The organism is Janibacter sp. CoH_79_TC_3, from assembly GCF_058197955.1.
The window spans coordinates 101,779-124,572 of sequence record NZ_JBXWIV010000005.1 but is presented as its reverse complement, the minus strand read 5'-3'; the positions used below and the strand labels follow the sequence as shown (position 1 = coordinate 124,572).

The 22,794-nt window shown below is 44.1% G+C and carries 19 protein-coding genes; 4 read left to right on the top strand and 15 right to left on the bottom strand.

Going from position 1 to position 22,794, the window contains the following annotated elements; genetic code table 11:
* Nucleotides 1–48 precede the first annotated feature (48 nt).
* The 4 genes from AC2FA3_RS06895 (at nt 49) to AC2FA3_RS06880 (ending at nt 5,188) form a co-directional block, all read left to right on the top strand.
* Nucleotides 49–1,662, top strand: a complete 1,614-nt coding sequence (locus tag AC2FA3_RS06895) for a flavin monoamine oxidase family protein (RefSeq protein WP_490508947.1) — start codon at nt 49–51, stop codon at nt 1,660–1,662.
* Nucleotides 1,663–1,746: 84 nt separating this feature from the next.
* On the top strand, nt 1,747–2,397 hold the full coding sequence (locus AC2FA3_RS06890) for a c-type cytochrome (protein ID WP_490508946.1): 651 nt from the start codon (nt 1,747–1,749) through the stop codon (nt 2,395–2,397).
* A gap of 160 nt (nt 2,398–2,557) precedes the next feature.
* Nucleotides 2,558–3,898, top strand: coding sequence for a heavy metal translocating P-type ATPase (locus AC2FA3_RS06885; protein ID WP_490508945.1), 1,341 nt, complete (start codon nt 2,558–2,560; stop codon nt 3,896–3,898).
* A 285-nt stretch (nt 3,899–4,183) separates the two neighbouring features.
* A complete protein-coding gene (locus AC2FA3_RS06880) occupies nt 4,184–5,188 on the top strand; it encodes a D-cysteine desulfhydrase family protein (protein ID WP_490508944.1) in 1,005 nt (334 codons plus the stop codon).
* Nucleotides 5,189–5,273: 85 nt separating this feature from the next.
* Here the strand turns inward: AC2FA3_RS06880 and modB are convergent, their stop codons facing one another.
* The 15 genes from modB to AC2FA3_RS06805 all read right to left on the bottom strand — a co-directional run bounded on the left by modB (nt 5,274) and on the right by AC2FA3_RS06805 (nt 22,632).
* Nucleotides 5,274–5,975: a molybdate ABC transporter permease subunit gene (gene modB, locus AC2FA3_RS06875; RefSeq protein ID WP_490508943.1), complete on the bottom strand. Its 702-nt coding sequence runs from the start codon at nt 5,973–5,975 to the stop codon at nt 5,274–5,276.
* 141 nt (nt 5,976–6,116) lie between these two features.
* Nucleotides 6,117–6,962 carry a molybdate ABC transporter substrate-binding protein gene (modA, locus tag AC2FA3_RS06870; RefSeq protein ID WP_490508942.1) on the bottom strand — a complete coding sequence of 282 codons (846 nt, stop codon included), beginning with the start codon at nt 6,960–6,962 and terminating at the stop codon, nt 6,117–6,119.
* A gap of 91 nt (nt 6,963–7,053) precedes the next feature.
* Nucleotides 7,054–7,545, bottom strand: a complete 492-nt coding sequence (locus AC2FA3_RS06865) for a molybdenum cofactor biosynthesis protein MoaE (RefSeq protein ID WP_490508941.1) — start codon at nt 7,543–7,545, stop codon at nt 7,054–7,056.
* Nucleotides 7,546–7,607: 62 nt separating this feature from the next.
* Complete coding sequence (locus AC2FA3_RS06860) at nt 7,608–7,898, bottom strand: MoaD/ThiS family protein (RefSeq protein ID WP_490508940.1); 291 nt, start codon at nt 7,896–7,898, stop codon at nt 7,608–7,610.
* 52 nt (nt 7,899–7,950) lie between these two features.
* Complete coding sequence (moaC, locus tag AC2FA3_RS06855; protein ID WP_490508939.1) at nt 7,951–8,484, bottom strand: cyclic pyranopterin monophosphate synthase MoaC; 534 nt, start codon at nt 8,482–8,484, stop codon at nt 7,951–7,953.
* Nucleotides 8,485–8,577: 93 nt separating this feature from the next.
* Nucleotides 8,578–9,342, bottom strand: a complete 765-nt coding sequence (gene mobA, locus AC2FA3_RS06850; RefSeq protein WP_490508938.1) for a molybdenum cofactor guanylyltransferase — start codon at nt 9,340–9,342, stop codon at nt 8,578–8,580.
* Nucleotides 9,343–9,345: 3 nt separating this feature from the next.
* Nucleotides 9,346–9,876: a molybdenum cofactor biosynthesis protein B gene (gene moaB / locus AC2FA3_RS06845; protein ID WP_045447155.1), complete on the bottom strand. Its 531-nt coding sequence runs from the start codon at nt 9,874–9,876 to the stop codon at nt 9,346–9,348.
* 57 nt (nt 9,877–9,933) lie between these two features.
* Nucleotides 9,934–11,034, bottom strand: coding sequence for a GTP 3',8-cyclase MoaA (gene moaA / locus AC2FA3_RS06840; protein WP_490508937.1), 1,101 nt, complete (start codon nt 11,032–11,034; stop codon nt 9,934–9,936).
* A 291-nt stretch (nt 11,035–11,325) separates the two neighbouring features.
* A complete protein-coding gene (locus AC2FA3_RS06835; protein WP_490508936.1) occupies nt 11,326–12,621 on the bottom strand; it encodes a molybdopterin molybdotransferase MoeA in 1,296 nt (431 codons plus the stop codon).
* A gap of 164 nt (nt 12,622–12,785) precedes the next feature.
* The gene (locus AC2FA3_RS06830) at nt 12,786–13,910 is read right to left on the bottom strand and encodes a peptidylprolyl isomerase (RefSeq protein ID WP_490508935.1); all 1,125 of its coding nucleotides are present in this window, start codon (nt 13,908–13,910) and stop codon (nt 12,786–12,788) included.
* A gap of 303 nt (nt 13,911–14,213) precedes the next feature.
* A complete protein-coding gene (locus tag AC2FA3_RS06825; RefSeq protein WP_490508934.1) occupies nt 14,214–15,395 on the bottom strand; it encodes a globin domain-containing protein in 1,182 nt (393 codons plus the stop codon).
* 230 nt (nt 15,396–15,625) lie between these two features.
* Nucleotides 15,626–16,351, bottom strand: coding sequence for a respiratory nitrate reductase subunit gamma (gene narI / locus AC2FA3_RS06820; RefSeq protein ID WP_490508933.1), 726 nt, complete (start codon nt 16,349–16,351; stop codon nt 15,626–15,628).
* 14 nt (nt 16,352–16,365) lie between these two features.
* Nucleotides 16,366–17,214, bottom strand: a complete 849-nt coding sequence (gene narJ / locus AC2FA3_RS06815; RefSeq protein ID WP_490508932.1) for a nitrate reductase molybdenum cofactor assembly chaperone — start codon at nt 17,212–17,214, stop codon at nt 16,366–16,368.
* 1 nt (nt 17,215) lies between these two features.
* The gene (gene narH, locus AC2FA3_RS06810; protein ID WP_149489006.1) at nt 17,216–18,754 is read right to left on the bottom strand and encodes a nitrate reductase subunit beta; all 1,539 of its coding nucleotides are present in this window, start codon (nt 18,752–18,754) and stop codon (nt 17,216–17,218) included.
* 119 nt (nt 18,755–18,873) lie between these two features.
* Complete coding sequence (locus AC2FA3_RS06805) at nt 18,874–22,632, bottom strand: nitrate reductase subunit alpha (protein WP_490508931.1); 3,759 nt, start codon at nt 22,630–22,632, stop codon at nt 18,874–18,876.
* Between the last annotated feature and the right edge of the window lie 162 nt (nt 22,633–22,794).

Sequence of the window (22,794 nt, the reverse complement as noted above, 5' to 3'; positions counted from 1 at the left end):
ATTACTACCTGATGTCATGGATGACGGTTCTATAATAAGGATAATAAAATGAATGATATGCTTCAATCGCCCACACGTCGGCAACTGCTGTCAATGATTGGTAAGACCGCAGGAGCGACAGCAATGTATCAGGCGATGACCACATTGGGCTTTGCTTCTGAATCTAGCTTTAAACAAGAGATGAATTTAAAGGGTGCGCCTGCTGGCGCTAGCATTGTGATTCTTGGCGCAGGATTGGGCGGGCTTACTGCTGCTTATGAGCTACGTAAAGCCGGCTATAAAGTGACGGTTCTGGAATTTCAAAATCGTGGTGGTGGGCGCAGTTGGACACTAAACGCTGGTGATAAATATACTGAGCTTGGTGGTGGCGAGGTGACTTGCGACTTTAAAAAAGGCAACTACTTTAACGGCGGACCATGGCGGCTGCCGGTTCACCATTATGCCGTATTTCATTATTGTAAAAAATTTGGTGTAGCATTGCAGCCCTTTATACAAACTAATGACCGCGCCTATTTGCACCGTACCAGCCATTTTAATGGCGCACCGCAGCGCTTAGGCGAGGTACAAAGCGATATCCGCGGTTATGTCTCAGAGCTATTGTCTAAAGCGGTTAATACCGGTAGCCTCGATAAGACGGTCAATAAAGAGGACAAAGAAAAGCTATTAGAAGGCTTAAAAGGGTGGGGCGTCCTTGATAATAATTATCGCTATGTTAAAAGCCATGAAACCAGTAAGCACCGTGGTTATAGCGTTTATCCGGGTGGCGGGCTCATGCCTGATGCTAAGCCCTCGACACCGATACCGATGAACAAACTATTAAATTCAGGCATGTGGTCAGATATTTATAGCAACTATACGATATATGACCATCAACCAGCGATGTTCCAGCCTGTCGGCGGGATGGGAAAAATCGGTGATGCCTTCACTCGCGAATGCCGAGACCTGATTACGTTCAACGCTAAAGTCACTAAGATTTATCAAGATGAGAGTGGCGTCACTGTTGATTACGTCGATAGTAGCAGCAATAGTAACAATCCTGATGGTGCCACTAAAACCGTGCGTGCTGACTGGTGTATTTGCAATATTCCATTGTCGGTATTGACCCAGATTGACATTAACGTCTCAGCACCAATGAAGCAAGCGATGGCAGCGGTCCCTTATGACACCTCTTATAAAGTAGGTTTAGAGTTCAAACGCCGATTTTGGGAAGAAGACGAATGGATTTATGGCGGTATCACCTATACCGACATGCCCATCTCACAAATATCCTATCCTTCACACGATATGTTTACCACCGGCTCAGGGGTACTACTTGGCGCCTATGGATTTGGCGAAGCCTCTTATCGATTTAATACCCTGAATCCAAAAGAGCGCATCGATGCGGCACTACAGTATGGCAAACATATTCATCCACAATATACCAAAGAGTTCCGCTCTGGAACCTCGGTCGCTTGGCATCGTATTCCATGGTCGCTCGGTTGCTATGGTATCTGGAGTGAATCAAGCCGCGATCAGTACTACAATACGCTATGCGCGATTGATCACCGTATCGTACTGGCAGGTGAACACTGCTCACATATCCCAGCATGGCAAGAAGGTGCAATTTTATCTGGCATGGATGCCGCTCAGCGACTACATCAAAAGGCAAAAAAGCTCGGTTAGTCGGAGTGGTTGTTGATTAACGGCATTGATTAGTAAAAATGCTTAATAGTGATAACAATAATAAATTCAGAGGTCATCATGGATATGAGCAAATTAAACCTACTTGCTGTGGTAATGATATTAACTATTGGAGGCACAGTCGCGTTATCTGGCTGTAGTCAATATAAAAAAGACCAAACCGCTCATACAACATCTACCCTTGCCAGTCAGCAACAAGCGACGCAAATGGTCTTTGACAATCAAGCCAGTCGCAATAATGGCGCGTGGGGTGCCGTCTATATGACCAAAGAAGCGCTTAGGTCGCCAAAAGCTAATATCGTCGATGTCAGCTCAATACCAACAATCACAGAAGATGCTAGCCTGAAAAAATGGCTTACAAAATTTGAAGGCAGCTCTGAAGGTAAAAAGGGCTTTATAACGACCAACGGCAAAAAGCTCTATGACGATTCTTGTGCGGGCTGTCATATGCAAGATGGCAAGGGTGCACAAGGCGCTGGTTACTATCCGCCGCTTGCTGATAATAGTAAGATGCAATCAAAATATTATATTATTAGTGTTGTGGTGAATGGTCTACGCGGTATGCCTTCCTTTCACAGCATGATGAACGATGAACAAATAGCAGCGGTCACTCAATATGTGCATAGTGATCTGAATAAATTTACCGATAAAGTCACTGCTGCGAACGTCGCTCAGCTCCGTCATGATTTTCCACCGGGTTCTGATCCTAGTGAGTAGTTTGATTTTATGAGAAACCAAACTAAATGTATAAAAAGAGCGCCTGTTATTAAGCGCTTCCTATCAAATGCCTTTATAAAACGTTAGGCAGTAACTTCAGCGTTAAATGTAGTATTCATACTCTTAAGCATTATATTATTAACAAATACTGATATTAACTATGACGGCATTACCTAACTATTTTGTAATGATAACGGGTGAGCCGATGCCTGTTTCCAAGGAAAAAGGCGACACCGTGACTGGCGGTACAGTAAATGGTACTGGCACGTTATTAGTCGAAGCGGTCAATGTCGGAGCAGATTCGGTATTGTCCAAAATCGTACAAATGGTTGCCGATGCCCAGCGTAGCCGCGCGCCTATACAGCGCTTGGTTGACCAAGTGGCAGGTTGGTTTGTGCCCATTGTCATCGTCAGCTCTATCGTCACCTTTATCGTCTGGGCGCTATTCGGGCCTGACCCTGCGATGGCCTATGCCATGGTCAATGCGATTGCTGTATTGATTATCGCTTGTCCTTGTGCGCTTGGTTTAGCAACGCCAATGTCAATCATGGTGGGTACAGGCATGGGCGCGCAAAATGGCGTCCTTATCAAAAATGCCGAAGCACTAGAGACGATGGAAAAGGTCGATACCATCGTCGTCGATAAAACTGGAACGCTGACCGCTGGTAAACCTGAGCTTACCGCAATTGACGCGCTGGCAGGGCAAGATGAAGATGAGTTTTTGGCACTCGTAGCCGCAGTAGAAAGCGCGAGCGAGCACCCTTTAGCAGAGGCTATCGTGAAAGCTGCTCAAGATAAATCCTTCACTATTCCTAAAGCTCATGACTTTAATTCAACTACTGGTGAGGGAGTACAAGCCATAGTTGATGGCAAGCAAGTTGCTATTGGCAATTCAAAGTTGATGCAGCGCTTAAACAGTTTTGATAAGGAGCTATCTACTAAGGCTGACGTGCGCCGAAAAGACGGTGAAACGGTGATGTTTGTCGCTATAGATGGTAAAGCGGCTGGTTTGGTTGCGGTTGCTGATCCGATTAAGCCAAGTATTGCCGATGCTATAAAGCTGCTACACGAGGCTGGGCTAAAAGTTGTCATGCTAACAGGCGATAACGAAAAAACCGCGCAAGCCGTCGCCAATAAATTAGGCATCGATGAAGTCCATGCCGATGTCTCACCAGAGGACAAAAACCGCATTGTTAAAGAGATGCAAGATAATGGTAAATTGGTAGCGATGGCAGGCGATGGTATCAACGACGCGCCTGCACTGGCACAGGCTAATGTCGGCATTGCCATAGGTACAGGTACGGATGTTGCAATGGAGAGCGCAGGAATTACCTTGCTAAAAGGGGATTTAATGGGTATTGCCAAAGCCTATAAGCTTAGCCACGCGACCATGCGTAATATCAGACAAAATCTATTTTTTGCTTTCGTCTATGACGCGATTGCGTACCGATTGCCGCAGGCGTGCTTTATCCAGCGTTTGGTCTGCTGCCTAGCCCGATGATAGCCGCGGCAGCGATGAGCCTATAGTCAGTGTCGGTGATTGGTAATGCGCTTAGATTACGTCGATTAGATTTATAGTTCTAATAACGGCTGACCTAACGTTTTTAATTAAACGGAGTTAATTTTTATAAATTGCAGCAAGGGGCAATTAGCAATTAACAGGCAGAAAGTAACAGAAAGTTATATTATCCAGCTAAAATGGAAGCTAGCATTGCTTATCGTGCTTCTACATGCGGTGCTAACAGGTAAATTTAGATAAATAATATCATAGGGATAAAAATACACCATGGACTATAACCACCTACTTAGAGAGCCGTTAGGTTTTTTTCCAACCCCATTAATTGAGCTGAAACGATTGAGTAAAGCCTTGGGCGGTCCCAAAGTTTATATGAAAAGAGATGACAATACGGGACTGGCATTGGGTGGCAACAAAACTCGCAAGCTTGAATTTATCCTCGGTGACGCGCTTGCCAAAGGCGCTGATACCATCATCACCGCAGGCGCGATACAGTCAAACCATTGTCGTCAGACGGCTGCTGCTGCGGCGAGCTTAGGGCTGGAGTGTCATTTAGTCTTGGGCGGCGAAGAGCCGGAGCTGGCAAGTGGCAATCTGTTGCTAGATAAGCTATTCGGTTGTCATATTCACTGGGCAGGCACCAATCGCAAAGGCGAAGACATTCCTCGCATCGTTGAGCAATTAACCAACCAAGGTAAGAATGTCTATGTAGTGCCGTACGGTGGCTCAAGTGAGCAAGGTGCGTTAGCCTTTGTAGAAGCGTTTAAAGAGCTAGAATCGCAGCGTCAAAGCATGGGTATCTCCTTTACCCATATCGTGTTTGCGTCAAGTTCTGGCGGCACGCAAGCAGGCCTAATGCTTGGCAATAAAATATTTAACTCACCTTATCAAATCGTGGGCATCAATATTGATAAAGGTGAAACCGATAAAGTTTCTTTCGATCAATATACACTGGCGCTTGCTAATAAAACGGCAAAACTAATCGGTGCAGATTGCGAGTTTTCCGCCTCAGATTTGATTCTTAACTCTGATTATGTTGGCGAAGGTTATGGCGTAGTGGGCTCATTAGAAAATGAGGCTATTGCTTTGACTGCTCAAACAGAAGGGATATTGGTAGATCCTGTTTATACCGGTCGTGCGATGGGCGGGCTCATAGATATGATTCGTACAGGGAAAATCAACAAAACTGACAGCGTTTTATTTTGGCATACTGGCGGTGCACCGGCTTTATTTGCTTATGCCAACGAGTTGGATTTGGCGAAAAAAACCCAGTAATATAGAAATTTAATTTCTTAAATAAGAAGTTTAAATTGTTATTAATTGATTAATTGATTAATTGATTAATTGATTAATTAAATGGCTATGGGCGTTGATTAAGCCGGCTAACACTGGCAATCAGCGCTACCATAATAATACCCATAATGATAAGAATCCCCGACATCATGTGCGCTGCTTCATAATTTAGCGCTTCTACTTGCTCATATATCGCAATCGACACAACCTTGGTTTCACCTGAAATGCTACCACCTATCATAAGCACCACGCCAAACTCGCCAATGGTATGGGCAAAGCTGATTAAACTGCCCAAAATAATACCAATGCGCGCTTGTGGTAGAGCAACCCTTATAAAGCGTCTAAGACGGCTGGGCTCTAGTAAGCTTGCGACCTCCATCACGCTTGGTGGAATGCGTAAAAACTGCGCGTAGACGGGCTGAATATAGAAGGGGAGGGAGTAGATGATAGAGCCAATAACCAGTCCTTCAAAGGTAAAAACCAAGGGGCTGAAATTATGCTCGATAAGCCATTTTCCAATACCGACGCTGGGGCTAAGTAGCAATAATAAATAAAAACCAATCACGGTAGGCGGCAGAACCAGTGGCATGGCAATGATGCCGATCAGCAAAACCTTAAGACGAGATACCGCTTGTCCACGGCTGGGTTTGGCAAGCCAATATGCCACAGGCGTAGCGAACAGCAGCAAACATAAAGTGGTGATAGCAGCAAGCTTGATACTTACCCAAACAGGGCTTAGCATGTCTGCTATTAGAGATTGAGCAATCATAGCGTTACTTATCAACTGGCTTAGTCCATGCTAACCGTTTCATTTATCCTAACCGTCTACTCGTTGAGTTTATCTGCAAGTTTATCAATAAATGAATATATTTAATTTATCAATCAATTAAAGCTATATCAATTAAAGAAATCAATTAACCGCAAGGTAGCCGGCTTTAGAAAAATACTGCTGTCCAGCAGGTGAGCGCAAATAGTTCGAAAAATCTGTCGCGGCAGTATTATTATTAAGCACTATCCCATCTTGCAAAATAGCTGGATAAGACTCTGGCGCTAACGTATAAAACTGTTCAGGTTTGGCTTTAATCGCCGTCAGCTGTGATTGGGCAACAAAGCCATAATCGACATTGCCAGTATGAGCATATTGAAACGCTTGCCCAATATTTTCAGCTTGTATAATACGATTTTGCTCAGTGAGAGCGCCATAGATATTTTGCGTCTGTAAATACACTTGTGCTGACTTACCATAAGGGGCGAGTTCTGGATTGGCAATAGTGATTTTACTGTCAGCCCCATTCATTAGTAATTCGTTTAATCTAGCAGCGTTAAGGCCGTCAAGAGACTTTTTAACACTATAGAGTGCCAGTTGACCTTGGGTATAAGTAAAGGGCTGATGAGTTGCTTCATCAGCAGAATTGGCGTTATTTAACTTTTCTTTGGCAAGCTTGGCGGGAAATTCTTGATTGGCGGACAAAAATATATCATAAGGTGCGCCAGAGGTAATTTGTGCATATAGCTTACCTGAAGAAGCATAACTCACCTCAATCTCTTGCGCAGGCAAGTTTTTATCCATTTTATAACCCGCAATAATCTCAGGCAATACGTCAGATAAATTAGCAGCAGCAGCGATGCGCAGCGTTTGACTCTGCTTAGTAGTGTTGTCGGTGTCCGCTTGAATAGGCTGAGTGGTTTGCTCTTTGCTACAAGCAGTTAGCATTAACGCTAAGCAAACTGAGGTTATGGTTACTATTTTATTCATTATTATGGAACCTTCCTATTATTGCTCGTTATTGCTCACTGTTATTGCTAAATGCTAGCTAGCGCTTTGAGCAGTTATTTGAATTACATTTTTAACCGTTATTACTAAGCCACTTGGAGGAATCATCTTGGTAATATTCTTGCTTCCAAACCGGAATGTCTGCTTTGATAGTATCTAATATCCAGCGGCAAGCGTCAAAAGCAGGATAGCGATGGGCGGAGACGACGCCAACCCAAACCGCCACATCGCCAATCTCTAACGCACCGATACGATGAATGGCAATGGCATGAGTAATCTCAAAGCGCTTTTTGGCCTCTTCGATAATGACGCGACCTTGATTGATGGCGAGGTCTTCATAACCATAATAGGTCAAACGATTGACGCTACTGGCATTATTATGATTGCGTACCCGTCCCTCAAAGCACACAAATGCGCCGCAGCCGTCATCATCGAGCGTTTTTTTAAGTCGATTTTCATCGATATCGATATCTAAAAGTGCAAAACCATCACGTTCAGCGATTAGATAAGCCTCATCGATGCTGCGCTTAATGCTCATCGATTGGCCATGTACCGTGTCTGTCATAACTATTTTCTCTATTTATTATTTTAAGATTATTAGCTATATAAATAAATATTTGGAGGGTTTTAACCGCCAGCAACCGGCGTGATAAAAACCACACTATCGCCCTCATAAATCTCATCTGTCCACTTAGCGAAATAGTCGTTTACTGCCACACGTAACTCCGACTGCGGACGACTAAAACGATGCTTTTGGCGCAGCTGCTCATACAGTTCGGTCAATGAAGTTGACTGTGGCACCGTGATTTTTTCTTCATGACAATTTGCTTCATCGGCTAAGCTAGCGAAATATAAGACGTTAATATTCATCGTGGTGTCTAACTTAGAATGTGTATTGCTTTCTATTAAAGTGCTCATAGCAATCTCCCTTATTTATGAACTGCTTAACTTTATAGTTTTCAAATTAATTTCAGGCATGTTGATAGTCGGACTTACCGCCGGTTTTTTTCATGAGATGGATATTATCAATCACAATGTCATGCGAGATTGCCTTAGTCATATCATAAATGGTTAAGCAGGCGACACTAACGGCGGTTAACGCTTCCATTTCTACGCCAGTTTTATGAGTAACTTTGACAGTGGCAGTCACAGTGATACTGTTTTGGTTATCATCGTATTCAAAGCTTAAGCTGATTTTATCTAATGGTAGAGGATGACAAAGCGGAATCAGGTCATGGGTGCGTTTGGCTGCCATGATACCGGCAATATGAGCGGTCTGGGTGATGCTGCCTTTTTTGGTCATGCCGTCGGCGGCTTTGATTTGCGTATAAATATCCGCAGGGAAAACCACTTGCCCAAGTGCACTGGCTTCTCTGGTGGTGGGCGTTTTGCCACTCACATCAACCATGGTGATATCACCGTCGCTATCTAAATGTGATAAGCCCGACTGCTTGCTTGACTGCTTGGTTAGTTGGTTACTGTTGTTTTGACTGTCGCTATTCATTCTTTATTTCTCTTAAATGGCTAATTTTTCTTAAATACAGTGCTTCTTAAATGGCGGATTTTTATTAAAGCCTGTTTCTCTCAACCAAAGTTTTCATAAGTCGACCAAAGCTAAACAAGCACGTACAAAATCTTTAGGCGTATTAAAATTGGTTAAATCTTGCCATGCTTTTACAAAAGGGACAGGCTGCACAATCGGCTTAATAAACTTCATTACTTGCCGCTGTCCAGCGTCAATATAATGCTTTAACTCAGGCTCAATACTTAAACGATATAAACCTAACAATGGATATAAATGCTCGTTATCGGTCAGGCAAATAACGGACTTATCTGCAGGTTGCGTGATATAAGGTTTTAGTTTTTGCCATAAATCGCTGATAGGAATCAAACTATCGCAGCTAATAACCAGCAGCCAAGAGGATTGCTTGCCTGATATTTCAGTTAGCTCAACCGTATTTGTCGATTTCGTCAATTTGGTTAGGTATTGCAGCGCTGATTCAATCGCTACCAACGCGCCGCCGGTTTCGATCTGCTCGTCATCATCACCATAAAGAGTATTGCTAGACAGATAATCAGCGATATGAATGATTGGCGACTGCGGTTTTTTCTTAGTCAAATCTGCATTGACGCTAAAACCACGTCCGTTATCGGCAATCATGATAGGTAGATTGCTCATCATCGCGGCACTTAATTCAAGCGCCTGCCTAACATGATAATCAAGCAAACGCTCACCTGTGGGCAGTATAAGCTCAGCTTTTGGCGTTCCCATACGTTTGGATGCGCCGCCTGCCAAGATAACGATACCGGCTAAGCGATTCAGTCTATCTACTTCGATTAAGCTATCCGAAACTTCAACCATTGATCAATCATGGCCTGGGTTGGTGCGCATAAAGTGCGGCACAAAATTACAAGGACGCGTGCGGCTATCGAGCTGCTCTTGTAAGATGCCTTCCCAAGCAGTGCGGCAAGCACCTGATGAGCCAGGTAAGCAGAAAATACCGGTGCCATTTGCCATGCCAGCCACGGCGCGAGATTGGATGGTAGACATACCGATATCGTCTTTTGAGATTAAGCGGAACATCTCGCCAAAGCCATCGACCGATTTATCAAATAACACTCCAACCGCTTCCGGCATACTGTCGCGGATATAAAAACCGGTACCGCCAGTGGTGATAATAGCGTGCACATTAGGGTCTGCAATCCAGCCACTGATAACGGCTCTGATTTTATAAATATCATCGATAATCAGCTGACGATCAGCCAGTTGATGACCTGCTGCTGTCAATTGATCGACCAAATACTGCCCTGAGGTGTCTTCTGCAAGAGTACGACTGTCAGAAACCGTCAAGATGGCGATATTAAGCGGGGTAAAGGGGGCTTGCAGCTTACTCATGGATGTTCCTTAATAAATACGCTTGTTATGAAAATAAAAGTTTTTATTATTAATAAATTAACCACCAATCATCGACAAATTATTCATCATGCCGCTGTTTGATTCGTGAAGATGATGATGTTCAGGTTTAATCGGCATAAAGCTGTGTAAGGTATTAACGAGACCAGCCACATCGTCTTGTTCGAGATACTGACGAATATCGTAGTTACCTTGGTCAAATAAGCACAAATGCACCTTGCCTTGGCTACTGACCCGCAGGCGATTGCAGCTGTCACAAAAATGGGCAGCATAAGGTGCGATCATACCGATGCGTCCTTTATAATCTGGATGGCTATATTCTATTGCTGGACCATCGTTACTGCCACGCACATGGGTTTGCCAGCCGTTTTTTAATAAGTAATTGGTAATAATATCGGACTGTGCATGCTGAGCAAAAAACAAATCGCTGTTGTCACTGGTCTGCATAAATTCAATAAATCGATAAGTGACAGGTCTGTCTTTTATATAATCGATGGCATTCATCAGATTTTCAAAGGCCGTTTCTGCCATTAAAATACTGTTTATCTTTAGCTTAATGTCTGTAGTCGCAAGTAAAGTATCCATATCAGCCAAGAGCTGAGGCAACATGTCAAAGCCAGTCATCTTATGAAAAGTAGCAGCATTAAAGCTATCCATACTGATATTGAGCTGGTTAAGCCCAGCGGCTTGCCAGTTAGCCAAATGCTTGCCAAGCTTATAGCCATTGCTGGTCATGGCAACGGTTTCAATGCCTTCGGTGTTTTTGATGGTTTTAATAATTTCTACCACATCACGGCGTATAGAGGGTTCACCGCCAGTAATTCTGACTTTTTTGGTGCCAACTTGGGCAAAGCCGCGGATTAAGGTGGCAATTTCGCTGATACTGAGCTCGTTTTGTGGTGGTTTGCCTTGATAGCCATCTGGCAGGCAATATTCACAGCGAAAATTACAGAAATCAGTAATCGATAGACGCAAATAGGTTAGACGTCGTGCGAAACCATCGGTTAATGGTTGAGAGAGCGTGACCGGAGAATACGTCGACGTGATAGCAGTTTTCGATGAGTCAGCATCAAAAACAGCGGGTGCAGCGGCAGGCGAATACAATTGCACGTTGCCTGCGTTGGGGGCAAGATGGTTCATAGATGATTACCATTAATATTAAGTATAGTGTGTACTTTTAGGCGTTGCCTCAGGTTGTGAGTGGGAATTTCTATTTAGATACGATTATGACAGCTGGCAAGCAAATAACTATTCACCGTAAGTGAGCTAAAAACTACTACCAAAGTAGTAGATAGTATTTGATAGTAAACAATCAGTTTCTCATGATTAACGGTATAAAGAGTTATTAACTGTGTAACTCTTTATACCGTTAATTAGCCATGCAGCTTTTTAGCTATACAGTTATCAATGAATCAATTATTTAGCTGTTATTTAGCAGTGCAACCAAGGGAAGGGCTGTACGGTTACTGTTTCGCCAGCAGCTACATTGCCAGAATCTTGTGCCAAAAGAATAAAGCAATTTGCGTGGCTAAGCTGTTTAATACGGTGTGATTGTTGCTTGCTAAAGCTCTCAACGTGAAATTCGCCCGCTGCATTCTGCGACAAAATACCTCTTTGAAAATCCATCCGTCCCGCTGATTTTTTTATATCATTTTTAAGGGTAGCGATTAGGCTGAGCTGCATGGGTCGCTGTTGTGGCGCAGCGCCTGCCATTTGCCACAAAGCTGGAATGACAAATTGCAAGCTACCGACGACGGTCGATAGCGGATTACCGGGCAAACCAAAATATAATACGGGTTTGGCAAGGTCTTTAGTCAGCTCACCGAAGACAAACGGCTTGCCGGGTTTCATTGCGACTTTATAATGGTTAATCTGTCCGAGCTGCTCAATGACCGTGGTCAAAAAATCATAGTCGCCAACCGATACGCCCGCAGTAGAGATAAGTACGTCACACTCTTGCATGGCTTGAGTTACGGCAGCAGTAGTTTTGTCTAAATCATCAGCAATGATGCCATAATCTCGAATAGTGACGGGCAAATCAGCGAGCAGGCTTTTTAGAGTAGGGGTGTTAGAGTTATAGATTTGCGCCAAGCTGTTCAGCTCATGACCAATCGCAACCAGTTCATCGCCCGTCGCGAGCACACCAACGATTAAAGGCTGATAGACATTGACTTTATCGAGCCCTAAATTAGCCAGTAGGCTGATATCACTAGGATTTAAGCGCTTACCCTTTAATAAAACCGCTTCGCCAGTTTCAATTTCTTCGCCTTGCTTACGGATATTATCATCATGCTTAGCGTTTTGACTGAGGGTAATAGCATAGGGCTGTGATTTATCAATACTGTCTTTTATCGCAGCAAAGTTGGTGTTTTCTTGCATGATAACCGTATCACAGCTGTCAGGAACGACCGCACCAGTAAAAATGCGGACACCTTGCCCTGATTGTATATCACCACTGTAAGGGCTGCCTGCTTGTGATTCACCGACGATATCAATCGTGCTGTTTGCTGAGAGTACGCTGTCTTTAGCAATCGCATAACCATCCATCGCTGATAGGTTTTGCCTTGGTATAGCAAAGGGCGAGACGATATCTTCTGCTAGTATATGATGACGGCTGTCTAATAAGTCGTAGCTAACGACGTCTCTTTTATTGAGCGGATAGTCTTTGGTATTATAAGTTTCTATACGCTGCTGTATTTCAAAGATTAGCCCTGCAACCGTAATCATAAACGTTTACTCATTTTATTAAAATTGAACTGTATTATTAATATGAAACTGCATATAGGTATAAAGAATAGGTTATATGCTGGCAATCTTTATACCGTAGCAGCTACTTTATAACATAAGAGCTACTTTATATCATAAGAAGTAAGCGACTGACAGCGAATTGCTTAGCCGCGGAAAATATTCTCTTGCTCAAGCGTCATGTCGATACCTTCGATTTCAGCTTCATTCGCTAAAGTAAATAAGTAGTCGCATAATGACTGGTGAAACGCTTGCTGGCTCAGCTTATTATGGATAGCAGGGCTAACTTGCTCATAAGTCATCTGTATGCCAGGTTCTTTATTGAGCACATCAACGATATGAAAACCGTAACGGCTCTCGATAGGGCTTGGGGCAAGTCCTGCATCTAATTTAAATAACGCACCTTCGAATTCTTGTACGGTTTGCCCTTTGCTAATAACGCCCAGCTCGCCACCTTGTTCTTTTGATGGGCAAGCTGAATGCTGGCGTGCTAATTGAATAAACTCGGCGTCAGGATTGGTATTGTTTTTGATTTGTTCAATTAATTCGTAAGCGGTCTTTTTAAGCTTTAAGCGCTCATCGCCATCTTCAGGCAGGCATGCCAATAAAATATGGCGTACGGTCATAATAGGATCGGTCTTAAAATCAGTGATGTTTTGATTATAATAACGCTCACAAGTTGCCATATCTGGCATCGTCGCTTGGACGTTTTTGTCTATCAAGGCAGAAATCGCTTGCTCTTCGTCGTTTTCCCATACCGCTTCACCAAGGCTTGGCTCATCTAAAACTGCCAATCTAAGTAATTCACGCACAACGAGCGCTTGTGTCGCTAAATATACCGCATCTTCTTTGTTTTCCGCTGGATGATACTGTAGCTCTTGGGCGATATTGGTTCTATCTATCATCACGCCATTAACCGTCACTGAAGGCAGCTCATCACGGCTAGAGGCAATCAGGTTCTTATGGTTGCTGCGTTCTTCTGCCATCGCTTTTTCGATAAACTCTTGATCAGAATGTGGTTTTTGTAAATCCGTCAAGGTTGGCATCAGATGCACGATATCATCACCATGGCTATGGTTGTGCTCATGGCTATGATCATGATCGTGGCTGTGGTCATGACCGCAATCATGACCGCCGTGTGTAGTATCAGCACCAGTAGGGGCATGAGCGGCATGGTCAGTATGAGTGTCACTACTAACGTGATTATTTACATAGTTATTTACGTTATTAGTCGTCGTGTGGTCGGCTGGATTGTAGGTACTGACAGTCATGGCTTTTGCTCCACTAAGGGTTCTGGTAATAGGAATTTTAAAATACAGTCAATCTTAAACTACAGTTAATATGAGTATGACGATTAAGGTTTTTGTTAAAACTATTTGGGTCAAAAACTATTTGCATTAAAGATAACGAGTGTTAAAGCGGAATAAAAAAATAGAGCCGCATTTAAATGATGTTACTGCTAATGAAGCATTTAAAGGCGGCTCTATGGCTGTTGCTAAGTGACTTTATACTATCTTTAACCAAGTATTGAGCGCATTTTCTATCTTACTCAATACTTAGTTAGACAGATAATATTAAGCCAGCTCTATGCTCATCTTCGGACCAAAGGGTTCGTAATGAACGCTATCAACGCCATGGTCAAGAGTCATTAAGCCATCAATGATACTTTCCATAAACATCATAGAGCCACAGACATAAATATCGGCAGGCTTCGGTAAATTGGCAAGCCACGCCTCATCTAAAATTTGCCCAGAGTCAAAGTAGAAGATGTGCTTTTCTACATTTTCGGCAGCGGCAAGCAACTCATTAACTTTGCTGTCAAAGGCATGATGTTCTTTATTCTGACAGGCATAAACCCAAACGATAGGGCGTAGCGGATTGGCAGTTACTTGCGCCTCTAACATCGATAAAATTGGGGTGACACCGACACCTGCACTGACCAATACCAATGGGATTTCGTTTTGTTGTACCAAGTCTTGGTTGAGCTCAAAATCACCGGCAGGGGCAGATAATAAAATCGTATCGCCAACGTCTAAGTGATCATGTAAGTAGTTTGACACTAAACCATTATACTCATTGCGGTTGTCACGTCTAACGGCAAACTGAATGCCTTTGTCGCTATTGGCTGAATATAAAGAATAGTGACGTAGAGCAATATGCTCGCTGTCTGTTGGATCGGTTTTAACGGTGATGTATTGACCGGCAGACAGTTTAAGTTTGTTTAAATCAATATCATCGTTTGCAGGAACAACAGTAAATGCGGCAATATCAGTCGCTGCTTCTGATTTTTCGGTAATCGTAAACGGCGCAAAACCTTCCCACATCTCTTGCTCGTACATGTCTTTTTCTAACTGAATAAAGACATCGGCAATTTCATCATAGGCTTCTGTCCAAGCATCGATGATGTCATCGTTTGCCGCTTCACCCAGTACTTCTTTGATAGCACCCAATAAATGATGACCAACGATAGGATAGTGCTCAGGCAAAATTTGCAAAGCGCGATGCTTATGGCTGATTTGGGTAACTTGCGGCAATAGTGTCGCTAAGTTTTCCAAATGCTTGGCTGCTGCCAAAACGGTCATAGCCAGTGCAGTTTGCTGACGGCCTAATTTTTGATTGGTTTCGTTAAAAATATCGAGCAGTTCAGGATGTTCGTTGAACATGTTTTTATAAAATACGGTAGTAATCGCGGTCCCATGTTCTTCGAGCACAGGTACGGTTGCTTTCACGATTTTTAATGTTTGTGGTGACGCCATGGTGGATCCTTTAGTGATATTTCACATTGATAAGTTTAGGGATTGAAGTTCTCTTTAAGAACCTGACAACCATTATCAGACGTTATAAAAAGCGCTGGGATTAAGCCTGTAACCGTCTAATAATTAAGTAGTTCACATAAGATTCATTAAAAATGAATCTTATGGTATCGTAACTTTATCTAAACATCAATGCTGTATCACTATTGTGGATATTTCTATTGGCAACGTTTCTATTGCGAACGTTTCTCTCTTACAATCTGGTAACGGCGACCGAAATACCAGATTGGTGCGCTGATAATATGAATAAGGCGTGTGAATGGGAATATCGCAATCAGGGTGATACCGAGCGCCATATGCAGCTGATAAATCAAGTCAGTTTGCTCGATACGCGCCGCTGCCTGCCAAGGTCTTAAGATAGTGATGTCTTGTGCCCAGCCTGCCAAATTCATCATGGTGTAGCCATCTAAATGCTTCACTGAGGTAAAAATGGAAATAAGACCTAAGTTAAGCTGAATAAATAACAGCACCAGTACCAATTTGTCCGAGAACGATGAAGTGTTTGAGATGCGGTCATCGGTAAAGCGTCGCCACATCAGCATGACCAGACCAAACCAACAGAATACCCCAGCGATACCACCGACAACCACCGCTAAAATCTGCTTATGGCCGGCACTGATAAAACGGTCATAAAGAAAATGCGGCGTCAACATGCCAAAGAGATGACCTAGTAATACGACGATAATACCGACGTGAAATAAGTTGCTGGCAAGGCGCATGTTTTTGGTTCTGAGCATTTGCGTCGAACCAGATTTCCATGAATACTGAGATAAATCAAAACGTACCCAAGTACCAATGATAGCGATAGTTAATGCTATGTACGGATAAACGCCAAAAAGGAAAATTTGCAGCCAACTGAGGTTGGCTAAAGACTGTACACTAGGATCTGCAATATTCATGTCCTTTCTCCCTATTATGGTTTAACCGGCTGGTTGGTTTTAAAGTCTACCCAGTGTACGGGGGCGTCGACAGCATTTGGATTGGCTCTAACACCCGCTTTTGCAGCAAGGTTTTGGGTGCTGGTTTGAGAGGAGCAACGCTCTTCTTGCTGCGCATCCAAAAACGTCACGACTTCCTCTTCCCATTCTTTATCTAAGGCCTCAAAGCTGTCATCAGGCTTTTCTTTGCTGATTTTCTCTTGATACTCTTCGACTATGTCTAAAGGCTTTCCAGCAATCTGCAATAGCGCATTAAAGCAGCCCTTATACATACTGCCGCGGTGCTCAAGTCTGGCAGCGAGCAAGGCAATAATATGGCTGACATCGGCGATATCCATACGAATTTGAATATCATCGTCGATAACCGTCGCTTGATACGCCAAAAATTCTAGATATAAAGGCAGATAATCAGGCAGCTCTTTGACGCTAATGGCAAAGCCAGCTTCTTCGTACTGACCCATCAAATCGACCATGGCTTGACCACGGTCGCGCGACTCGCCATGCACGTGTTCAAACAACCACAGCGATAAAGAACGACCGCGCTCAAACAGACCGTCATAACGCGCTTGTGCTTCAAGAGAGCCGGTGTCGATTAAATCTTCAATCAAGTCAATGATTTGCGCACGTACTTCAGGGCTAATAATGGTTGAAGTCGCTACAATCTCTGTGCAATCAGCAAGCGTATCGCCTAAAAACAGCTCATTGCTTGGATAATCGATAAGTAAGCTTAGGACTTTGAGTATTTTTAAGTCTGAAGCGCCAATCATCGGCGTCTCAATAATGTCATTTACTGAACTGCTGGTATGAACTTGAGTAGTTTGCATCTTATGACTCCCACTTTTGGACAGTATCGATGAAATCGCGGCGATTGGCTTTACGTTGTCCAAACATACTGTTGTCAGAATGTCCTGAACAGCCCTCGCCAAAGGTAAATCCGCAACCATTACGTTCAGCAAAAGCGTCACTTAACGCCTCTTCACGATGCGCCGTTGGAATCACAAAGCGGTCTTCGTAGTTGGCAATCGCCAAGTAGCGATACATCTCTTCAACTTGTAGCTTGGTCAGACCAACGTCGTCTAAAATGCTTTGTACTTCTTGTTTTTCGACCAGTTGCATACGCTTGTAGCTACGCATCGCAAGCAGACGTTTTAGCGCCAGACGAACCGGCTCTTCATCACCAGCGGTCAAAAGATTGGCTAAATAACGTAGCGGGATACGTAAGCTATCAACATCTGGAATCAGACCATCCATACCAACTTTGCCCGCTTCAGCAGCGTTTTGAATCGGTGATAATGGCGGTACATACCAAACCATTGGTAGCGTACGGTATTCAGGATGTAGCGGTAGCGCAAGCTTCCAGTCTACGGCAAGCTTATATACTGGTGAGCGCTGCGCAGAATCAATCACTGACTGCGGCACACCGTCTTTTAATGCTTGAGCAATAACTACAGGGTCATTAGGATCCAAGAATAAATCCAATTGCGCTGGATAAATGTCTTTTTCATTTGGTGTACTAGCCGCTTCAGCGATTTTGTCAGCGTCATATAGTAAGACGCCTAAGTAGCGAATCCGACCAACACAAGTTTCCGAACAAACCGTTGGCAAGCCAGCTTCAATGCGTGGATAGCAGAAGATACATTTTTCAGATTTGCCGGACTTCCAGTTGTAGTAAATCTTTTTATAAGGGCAGCCTGAGATACACATGCGCCAGCCGCGACATTTTTCCTGATCAATTAGGACAATACCGTCTTCTTCACGCTTGTAGATCGCACCACTAGGACAAGCCGCTACGCAAGTTGGGTTCAAGCAATGCTCACACAGACGCGGCAAATACATCATAAAAGTATTTTCGTACTCTCCGTAGATATCCGCTTGAATATTGTCAAAGTTTTTATCTTTACGACGTTTTTCAAACTCCGTACCAAGAATCTCTTCCCAGTTAGGACCCCATTCAATCTTTTGCATACGCTTGCCAGTGATGGCTGAACGCGGACGGGCGATAGGTTGATGGTTACTGATAGGCGCAGTATGCAGATGCTGATAATCGAAATCATACGGTTCGTAATAATCATCAATCTCTGGCAAATCCGGGTTGGCAAAGATATTGGCCAATACTCTAAATTTACCACCGATGCGCGGATTGATGGTGCCATTGGCATTACGTATCCAGCCACCTTTCCATTTGGTTTGGTTTTCCCACTCTTTGGGATAGCCAATACCGGGCTTTGACTCAACGTTGTTAAACCACGCATATTCCATACCTTCACGGCTGGTCCAAACGTTTTTACAGGTGACTGAGCAGGTATGACAACCGATACATTTATCAAGGTTAAGCACCATGCCGACTTGCGAACGAATTTTCATGGATCTGTGCTCCAAATATTAGTAGAAAAAGCAGCCTTTATTCTTCATCAAGGTTGTTTAAAAGATGTCGTTTTAAAAAACTCTTTTAAAACGACATATTCTCAATAGAAGAAGATGCTTTAATCCTCAATGGTGGTTGGTAGTGGACGCGGTAATTCGTTATCTGGCTTGTCTTCGAGCCAGTCAATTTTTGACATTTTACGAATTACGACAAACTCATCACGGTTACAACCCACGGTGCCATAGTAGTTAAAGCCATAAGATTGCTGAGCATAGCTACCAATCATATGTGTCGGTTTCAAGATAGTACGGGTCATTGAGTTATGAATACCGCCACGCGTACCGGTCTGCTCAGAACCTGGGATATTGACCAGTTTTTCTTGAGCGTGGTACATCATGGTCATGCCTTCTTTGACACGTTGGCTGACGATGGCACGAGCGGTCAGGGCGCCGTTGGCATTAAATAATTCAATCCAGTCGTTATCGACGATACCTGCTTTCGCCGCATCGACTTCTGACATCCAAACACAAGGTCCACCACGGCTTAAGGTCAGCATCAATAAGTTTTCAGAGTAGGTACTGTGGATGCCCCATTTTTGGTGCGGTGTTAAGAAGTTCAGTACAATCTCTTTATTGCCATTTGGTTTGGCGTCTTTGAGCAGTTCAGTGGTCTTGGTATCAATCGGTGGACGATACTGTTGCATTTGCTCACCAAACGCCTGCATCCAAGGATGGTCTTGATAAAACTGCTGACGACCAGTCAGCGTGCGCCAAGGAATCAGTTCATGAACGTTGGTATAACCGGCGTTATAACTCACCTGATCCGACTCAATACCTGACCACGTTGGGCTTGAAATAATCTTGCGCGGCTGGGCAACGATATCTTTAAAGCGGATTTTTTCATGTTCGCTAGATTTGGCAAGATGAGTATGGTCGCGACCGGTGAACTGTGACAATGCCGCCCAACCTTTTACCGCGACATGACCATTGGTTTCAGGTGCGAGCATCAAAATCATTTCAGAAGCATTGATAGCGGTATTGAGACTTGGTCTGCCTTCAGAAATACCCGGCTCAGTCACACGGTGGTTTAAATCACCAAGCTGTTTGACTTCGGTTTTCATATCCCAATTTAAGCCTTTTGAGCCGTTGCCTAGTTTTTCTAGGGCAGGACCCATAGAAGTAAACTTCTTGTAAGTATTTGGATAATCACGCTCAACCACCATAATCATCGGACAGTTCTTACCGGGTACTGGTTTTTCGCCAGCCGTTTTCCAGTCAGTGCCACCAAACGGCTGTGCCAATTCACCCGGGGTGTCATGTTGCATCGGCAAGGTGACGACATCAGTTTCAACACCTAAATGACCTTTTGAGACTTCAGAGAAGCTCTTGGCAATACCTTTATAGATTTCCCAATCGGTTTTAGATTCCCATGCAGGGTCGGTCGCTGCAGTAAGTGGGTGGATAAACGGATGCATATCTGAGGTATTCATGTCATCTTTTTCGTACCATGTTGCAGTCGGTAGCACGATGTCAGAATACAGACAGGTCGACGACATACGGAAGTCTAGAGTGACAACCAAGTCCAATTTACCGGTAGGACCTTTTTCTACCCAATCGACTTCTTTTGGTTGCAGATGACCCTCGGCGTTTTCTTCATTAAGCAGGCCGTTTTTGGTACCCAAGAAATACTTGAGCATATATTCATGGCCTTTACCTGACGAACCCAATAAGTTTGAGCGCCAGATAAACATATTGCGCGGGAAGTTGGCTGGATTATCAGGAGATTCACAAGCAAAGCGTAAGCTGCCATCTTCGAGAGAGTCGACGACATACTCTTCTATATCTTTGCCGCTTTCTTTGGCTTTGGCCGCGATGGTCAATGGGTTACGGTTTAATTGTGGCGCTGAAGGCAACCAGCCTGCACGCTCTGCTTGAATATTATAGTCAAGCATGTGCTCTGGGAAGAATTTCTTATTAACCAGTGGCGATAGGATTTCATGGGCAGAAATAGTTTCATGACGCCACTGTGAGCTGTGGGTATAGAAGAAACTGGTACCTGCCATATGACGCGGTGGACGCATCCAGTCGAGTGCAAATGCCAATGGCAACCAGCCAGTCTGTGGACGTAGTTTTTCTTGACCAACATAATGCGCCCAGCCGCCGCCCGATTTACCGATACAGCCACACAGCATCAGCATGTTAATAACGCCGCGATAGTTCATATCGAGGTGATACCAATGGTTCATACCTGCGCCGATGATAATCATCGATTTACCATGCGTTTTATGCGCGTTTTCAGCGAACTCACGTGCGACTTGGATAACGCGCTCACGGCTAAGACCCGTGATGACTTCTTGCCAAGCAGGTGTTCCCGGAACCGTCTCGTCATTGTAATCATCGGTGACGTGTTCGCCGCCAACACCATTATCAACACCAAGGTTAGCAACGGTTAAATCAAAAACGGTGGCGACGATAGCGGTGCTGCCATCGGCAAGGGTAATGGTTTTGCAAGGGACAGTTTTTTGCTGTATCGCTTCGCCCGGTACCGAGGTAAAGTGTGGGTGTGACACATGACCAAAGTAATCAAAGCCGACTACGCAGGTTTCATTGCTATCTTTTAACGTCAGTGTTAGGTCAATATCTGCACCTGTCGTGCCGCTTTTTTGCTCAAGATTCCATTTGCCTTTTTCGCCCCAACGATAACCGATAGAGCCGAGTGGAGAAACCAGCTCGCCATCACTATTTAGACCAATGGTTTTCCATTCTGGGTTGTTTTCTTGACCTAAATTATCGATTAAGTCAGAAGCACGCAGATAGCGACCTGCATGGCGCGCGCCTTCTTCACCTTCTAGCATGACTAGCACAGGTAAATCAGTGTAGCGTTTGGCGTAATCTAAGAAGTAATCGCTTGGCTGCTTAAGATAAAACTCTTTGATAATGACATGACAGAATGCCTGCGCGACTGCCGCATCAGTACCCTGTTTTGGATTTAGCCATAAGTCAGTTAACTTAGAAACCTCAGCATAATCAGGGGTGATGGAGACGGTTTTAGTACCTTTATAACGCACTTCGGTGAAGAAATGCGCATCTGGTGTACGCGTTTGCGGAACGTTTGAGCCCCAAGCAATAATATAATCAGAGTTGTACCAATCGGCTGACTCTGGCACGTCAGTCTGCTCGCCCCAGACCATTGGCGACGCTGGCGGTAGATCACAATACCAGTCGTAGAATGACAAGCAAACACCACCAATCAACGATAAATAACGACTACCCGCAGCATAACTGACCATCGACATCGCAGGAATCGGAGAGAAACCAACGATACGGTCAGGACCAAAGGTTTTGGCGGTATAGACGTTACTGGCAGCGATGATTTCGTTGACTTCCGCCCACGTCGAGCGAATAAAACCACCCAAACCGCGCTTAGATTTGTACTGTTCTGCTTTGATAGGGTCTTGGACAATACTGCCCCAAGCATCGACTGGATCAGGATACTGCGCTTTGGCTTCACGCCATAATTTTAGAAGCGGCTTACGTACCTTAGGGTATTTAACACGGTTGGCTGAGTACATATACCAGCTATAGCTTGCGCCACGTGGGCAGCCACGCGGTTCGTGGTTTGGTAGATCTGGACGGGTTTCAGGATAGTCGGTTTGCTGCGTCTCCCACGTCACCAAGCCGTTTTTGACGTAAATTTTCCACGAGCAAGAACCGGTACAGTTGACACCATGCGTTGAGCGCACAACTTTGTCATACTGCCAGCGGCTACGATATACGTTTTCCCAATCACGAGCTTCATCACGCGTCTCGCCATGCCCATCGGAAAATTCGCCCTGTTTACGTTTAAAAAAACGGAATTGGTCGAGTAAATGGCTCATTTCGCTATCCTCTGTTTTATTGCCTATGGTGTATCTAGAGCTGAGTGCAGAATGCTTCTATCTTTATCTTGCTATGCACATAAGCCGTAAATATTTTTCGATGGTGTCATTTTAGTTAAGCGATCACGCTGTTACTATCAGCTAACATGAGCAGAGCACTAC

Excerpts from the sequence above, each read along its gene's own strand:
- AC2FA3_RS06895 (WP_490508947.1), top strand. The coding sequence starts at position 49 with ATGAATGATATGCTTCAATCGCCCACACGTCGGCAACTGCTGTCAATG.
- AC2FA3_RS06890 (WP_490508946.1), top strand. The coding sequence starts at position 1,747 with ATGAGCAAATTAAACCTACTTGCTGTGGTAATGATATTAACTATTGGA.
- AC2FA3_RS06885 (WP_490508945.1), top strand. The coding sequence starts at position 2,558 with ATGACGGCATTACCTAACTATTTTGTAATGATAACGGGTGAGCCGATG.
- AC2FA3_RS06880 (WP_490508944.1), top strand. The coding sequence starts at position 4,184 with ATGGACTATAACCACCTACTTAGAGAGCCGTTAGGTTTTTTTCCAACC.
- modB (WP_490508943.1), bottom strand. The coding sequence starts at position 5,975 with ATGATTGCTCAATCTCTAATAGCAGACATGCTAAGCCCTGTTTGGGTA.
- modA (WP_490508942.1), bottom strand. The coding sequence starts at position 6,962 with ATGAATAAAATAGTAACCATAACCTCAGTTTGCTTAGCGTTAATGCTA.
- AC2FA3_RS06865 (WP_490508941.1), bottom strand. The coding sequence starts at position 7,545 with ATGACAGACACGGTACATGGCCAATCGATGAGCATTAAGCGCAGCATC.
- AC2FA3_RS06860 (WP_490508940.1), bottom strand. The coding sequence starts at position 7,898 with ATGAGCACTTTAATAGAAAGCAATACACATTCTAAGTTAGACACCACG.
- moaC (WP_490508939.1), bottom strand. The coding sequence starts at position 8,484 with ATGAATAGCGACAGTCAAAACAACAGTAACCAACTAACCAAGCAGTCA.
- mobA (WP_490508938.1), bottom strand. The coding sequence starts at position 9,342 with ATGGTTGAAGTTTCGGATAGCTTAATCGAAGTAGATAGACTGAATCGC.
- moaB (WP_045447155.1), bottom strand. The coding sequence starts at position 9,876 with ATGAGTAAGCTGCAAGCCCCCTTTACCCCGCTTAATATCGCCATCTTG.
- moaA (WP_490508937.1), bottom strand. The coding sequence starts at position 11,034 with ATGAACCATCTTGCCCCCAACGCAGGCAACGTGCAATTGTATTCGCCT.
- AC2FA3_RS06835 (WP_490508936.1), bottom strand. The coding sequence starts at position 12,621 with ATGATTACGGTTGCAGGGCTAATCTTTGAAATACAGCAGCGTATAGAA.
- AC2FA3_RS06830 (WP_490508935.1), bottom strand. The coding sequence starts at position 13,910 with ATGACTGTCAGTACCTACAATCCAGCCGACCACACGACGACTAATAAC.
- AC2FA3_RS06825 (WP_490508934.1), bottom strand. The coding sequence starts at position 15,395 with ATGGCGTCACCACAAACATTAAAAATCGTGAAAGCAACCGTACCTGTG.
- narI (WP_490508933.1), bottom strand. The coding sequence starts at position 16,351 with ATGAATATTGCAGATCCTAGTGTACAGTCTTTAGCCAACCTCAGTTGG.
- narJ (WP_490508932.1), bottom strand. The coding sequence starts at position 17,214 with ATGCAAACTACTCAAGTTCATACCAGCAGTTCAGTAAATGACATTATT.
- narH (WP_149489006.1), bottom strand. The coding sequence starts at position 18,754 with ATGAAAATTCGTTCGCAAGTCGGCATGGTGCTTAACCTTGATAAATGT.
- AC2FA3_RS06805 (WP_490508931.1), bottom strand. The coding sequence starts at position 22,632 with ATGAGCCATTTACTCGACCAATTCCGTTTTTTTAAACGTAAACAGGGC.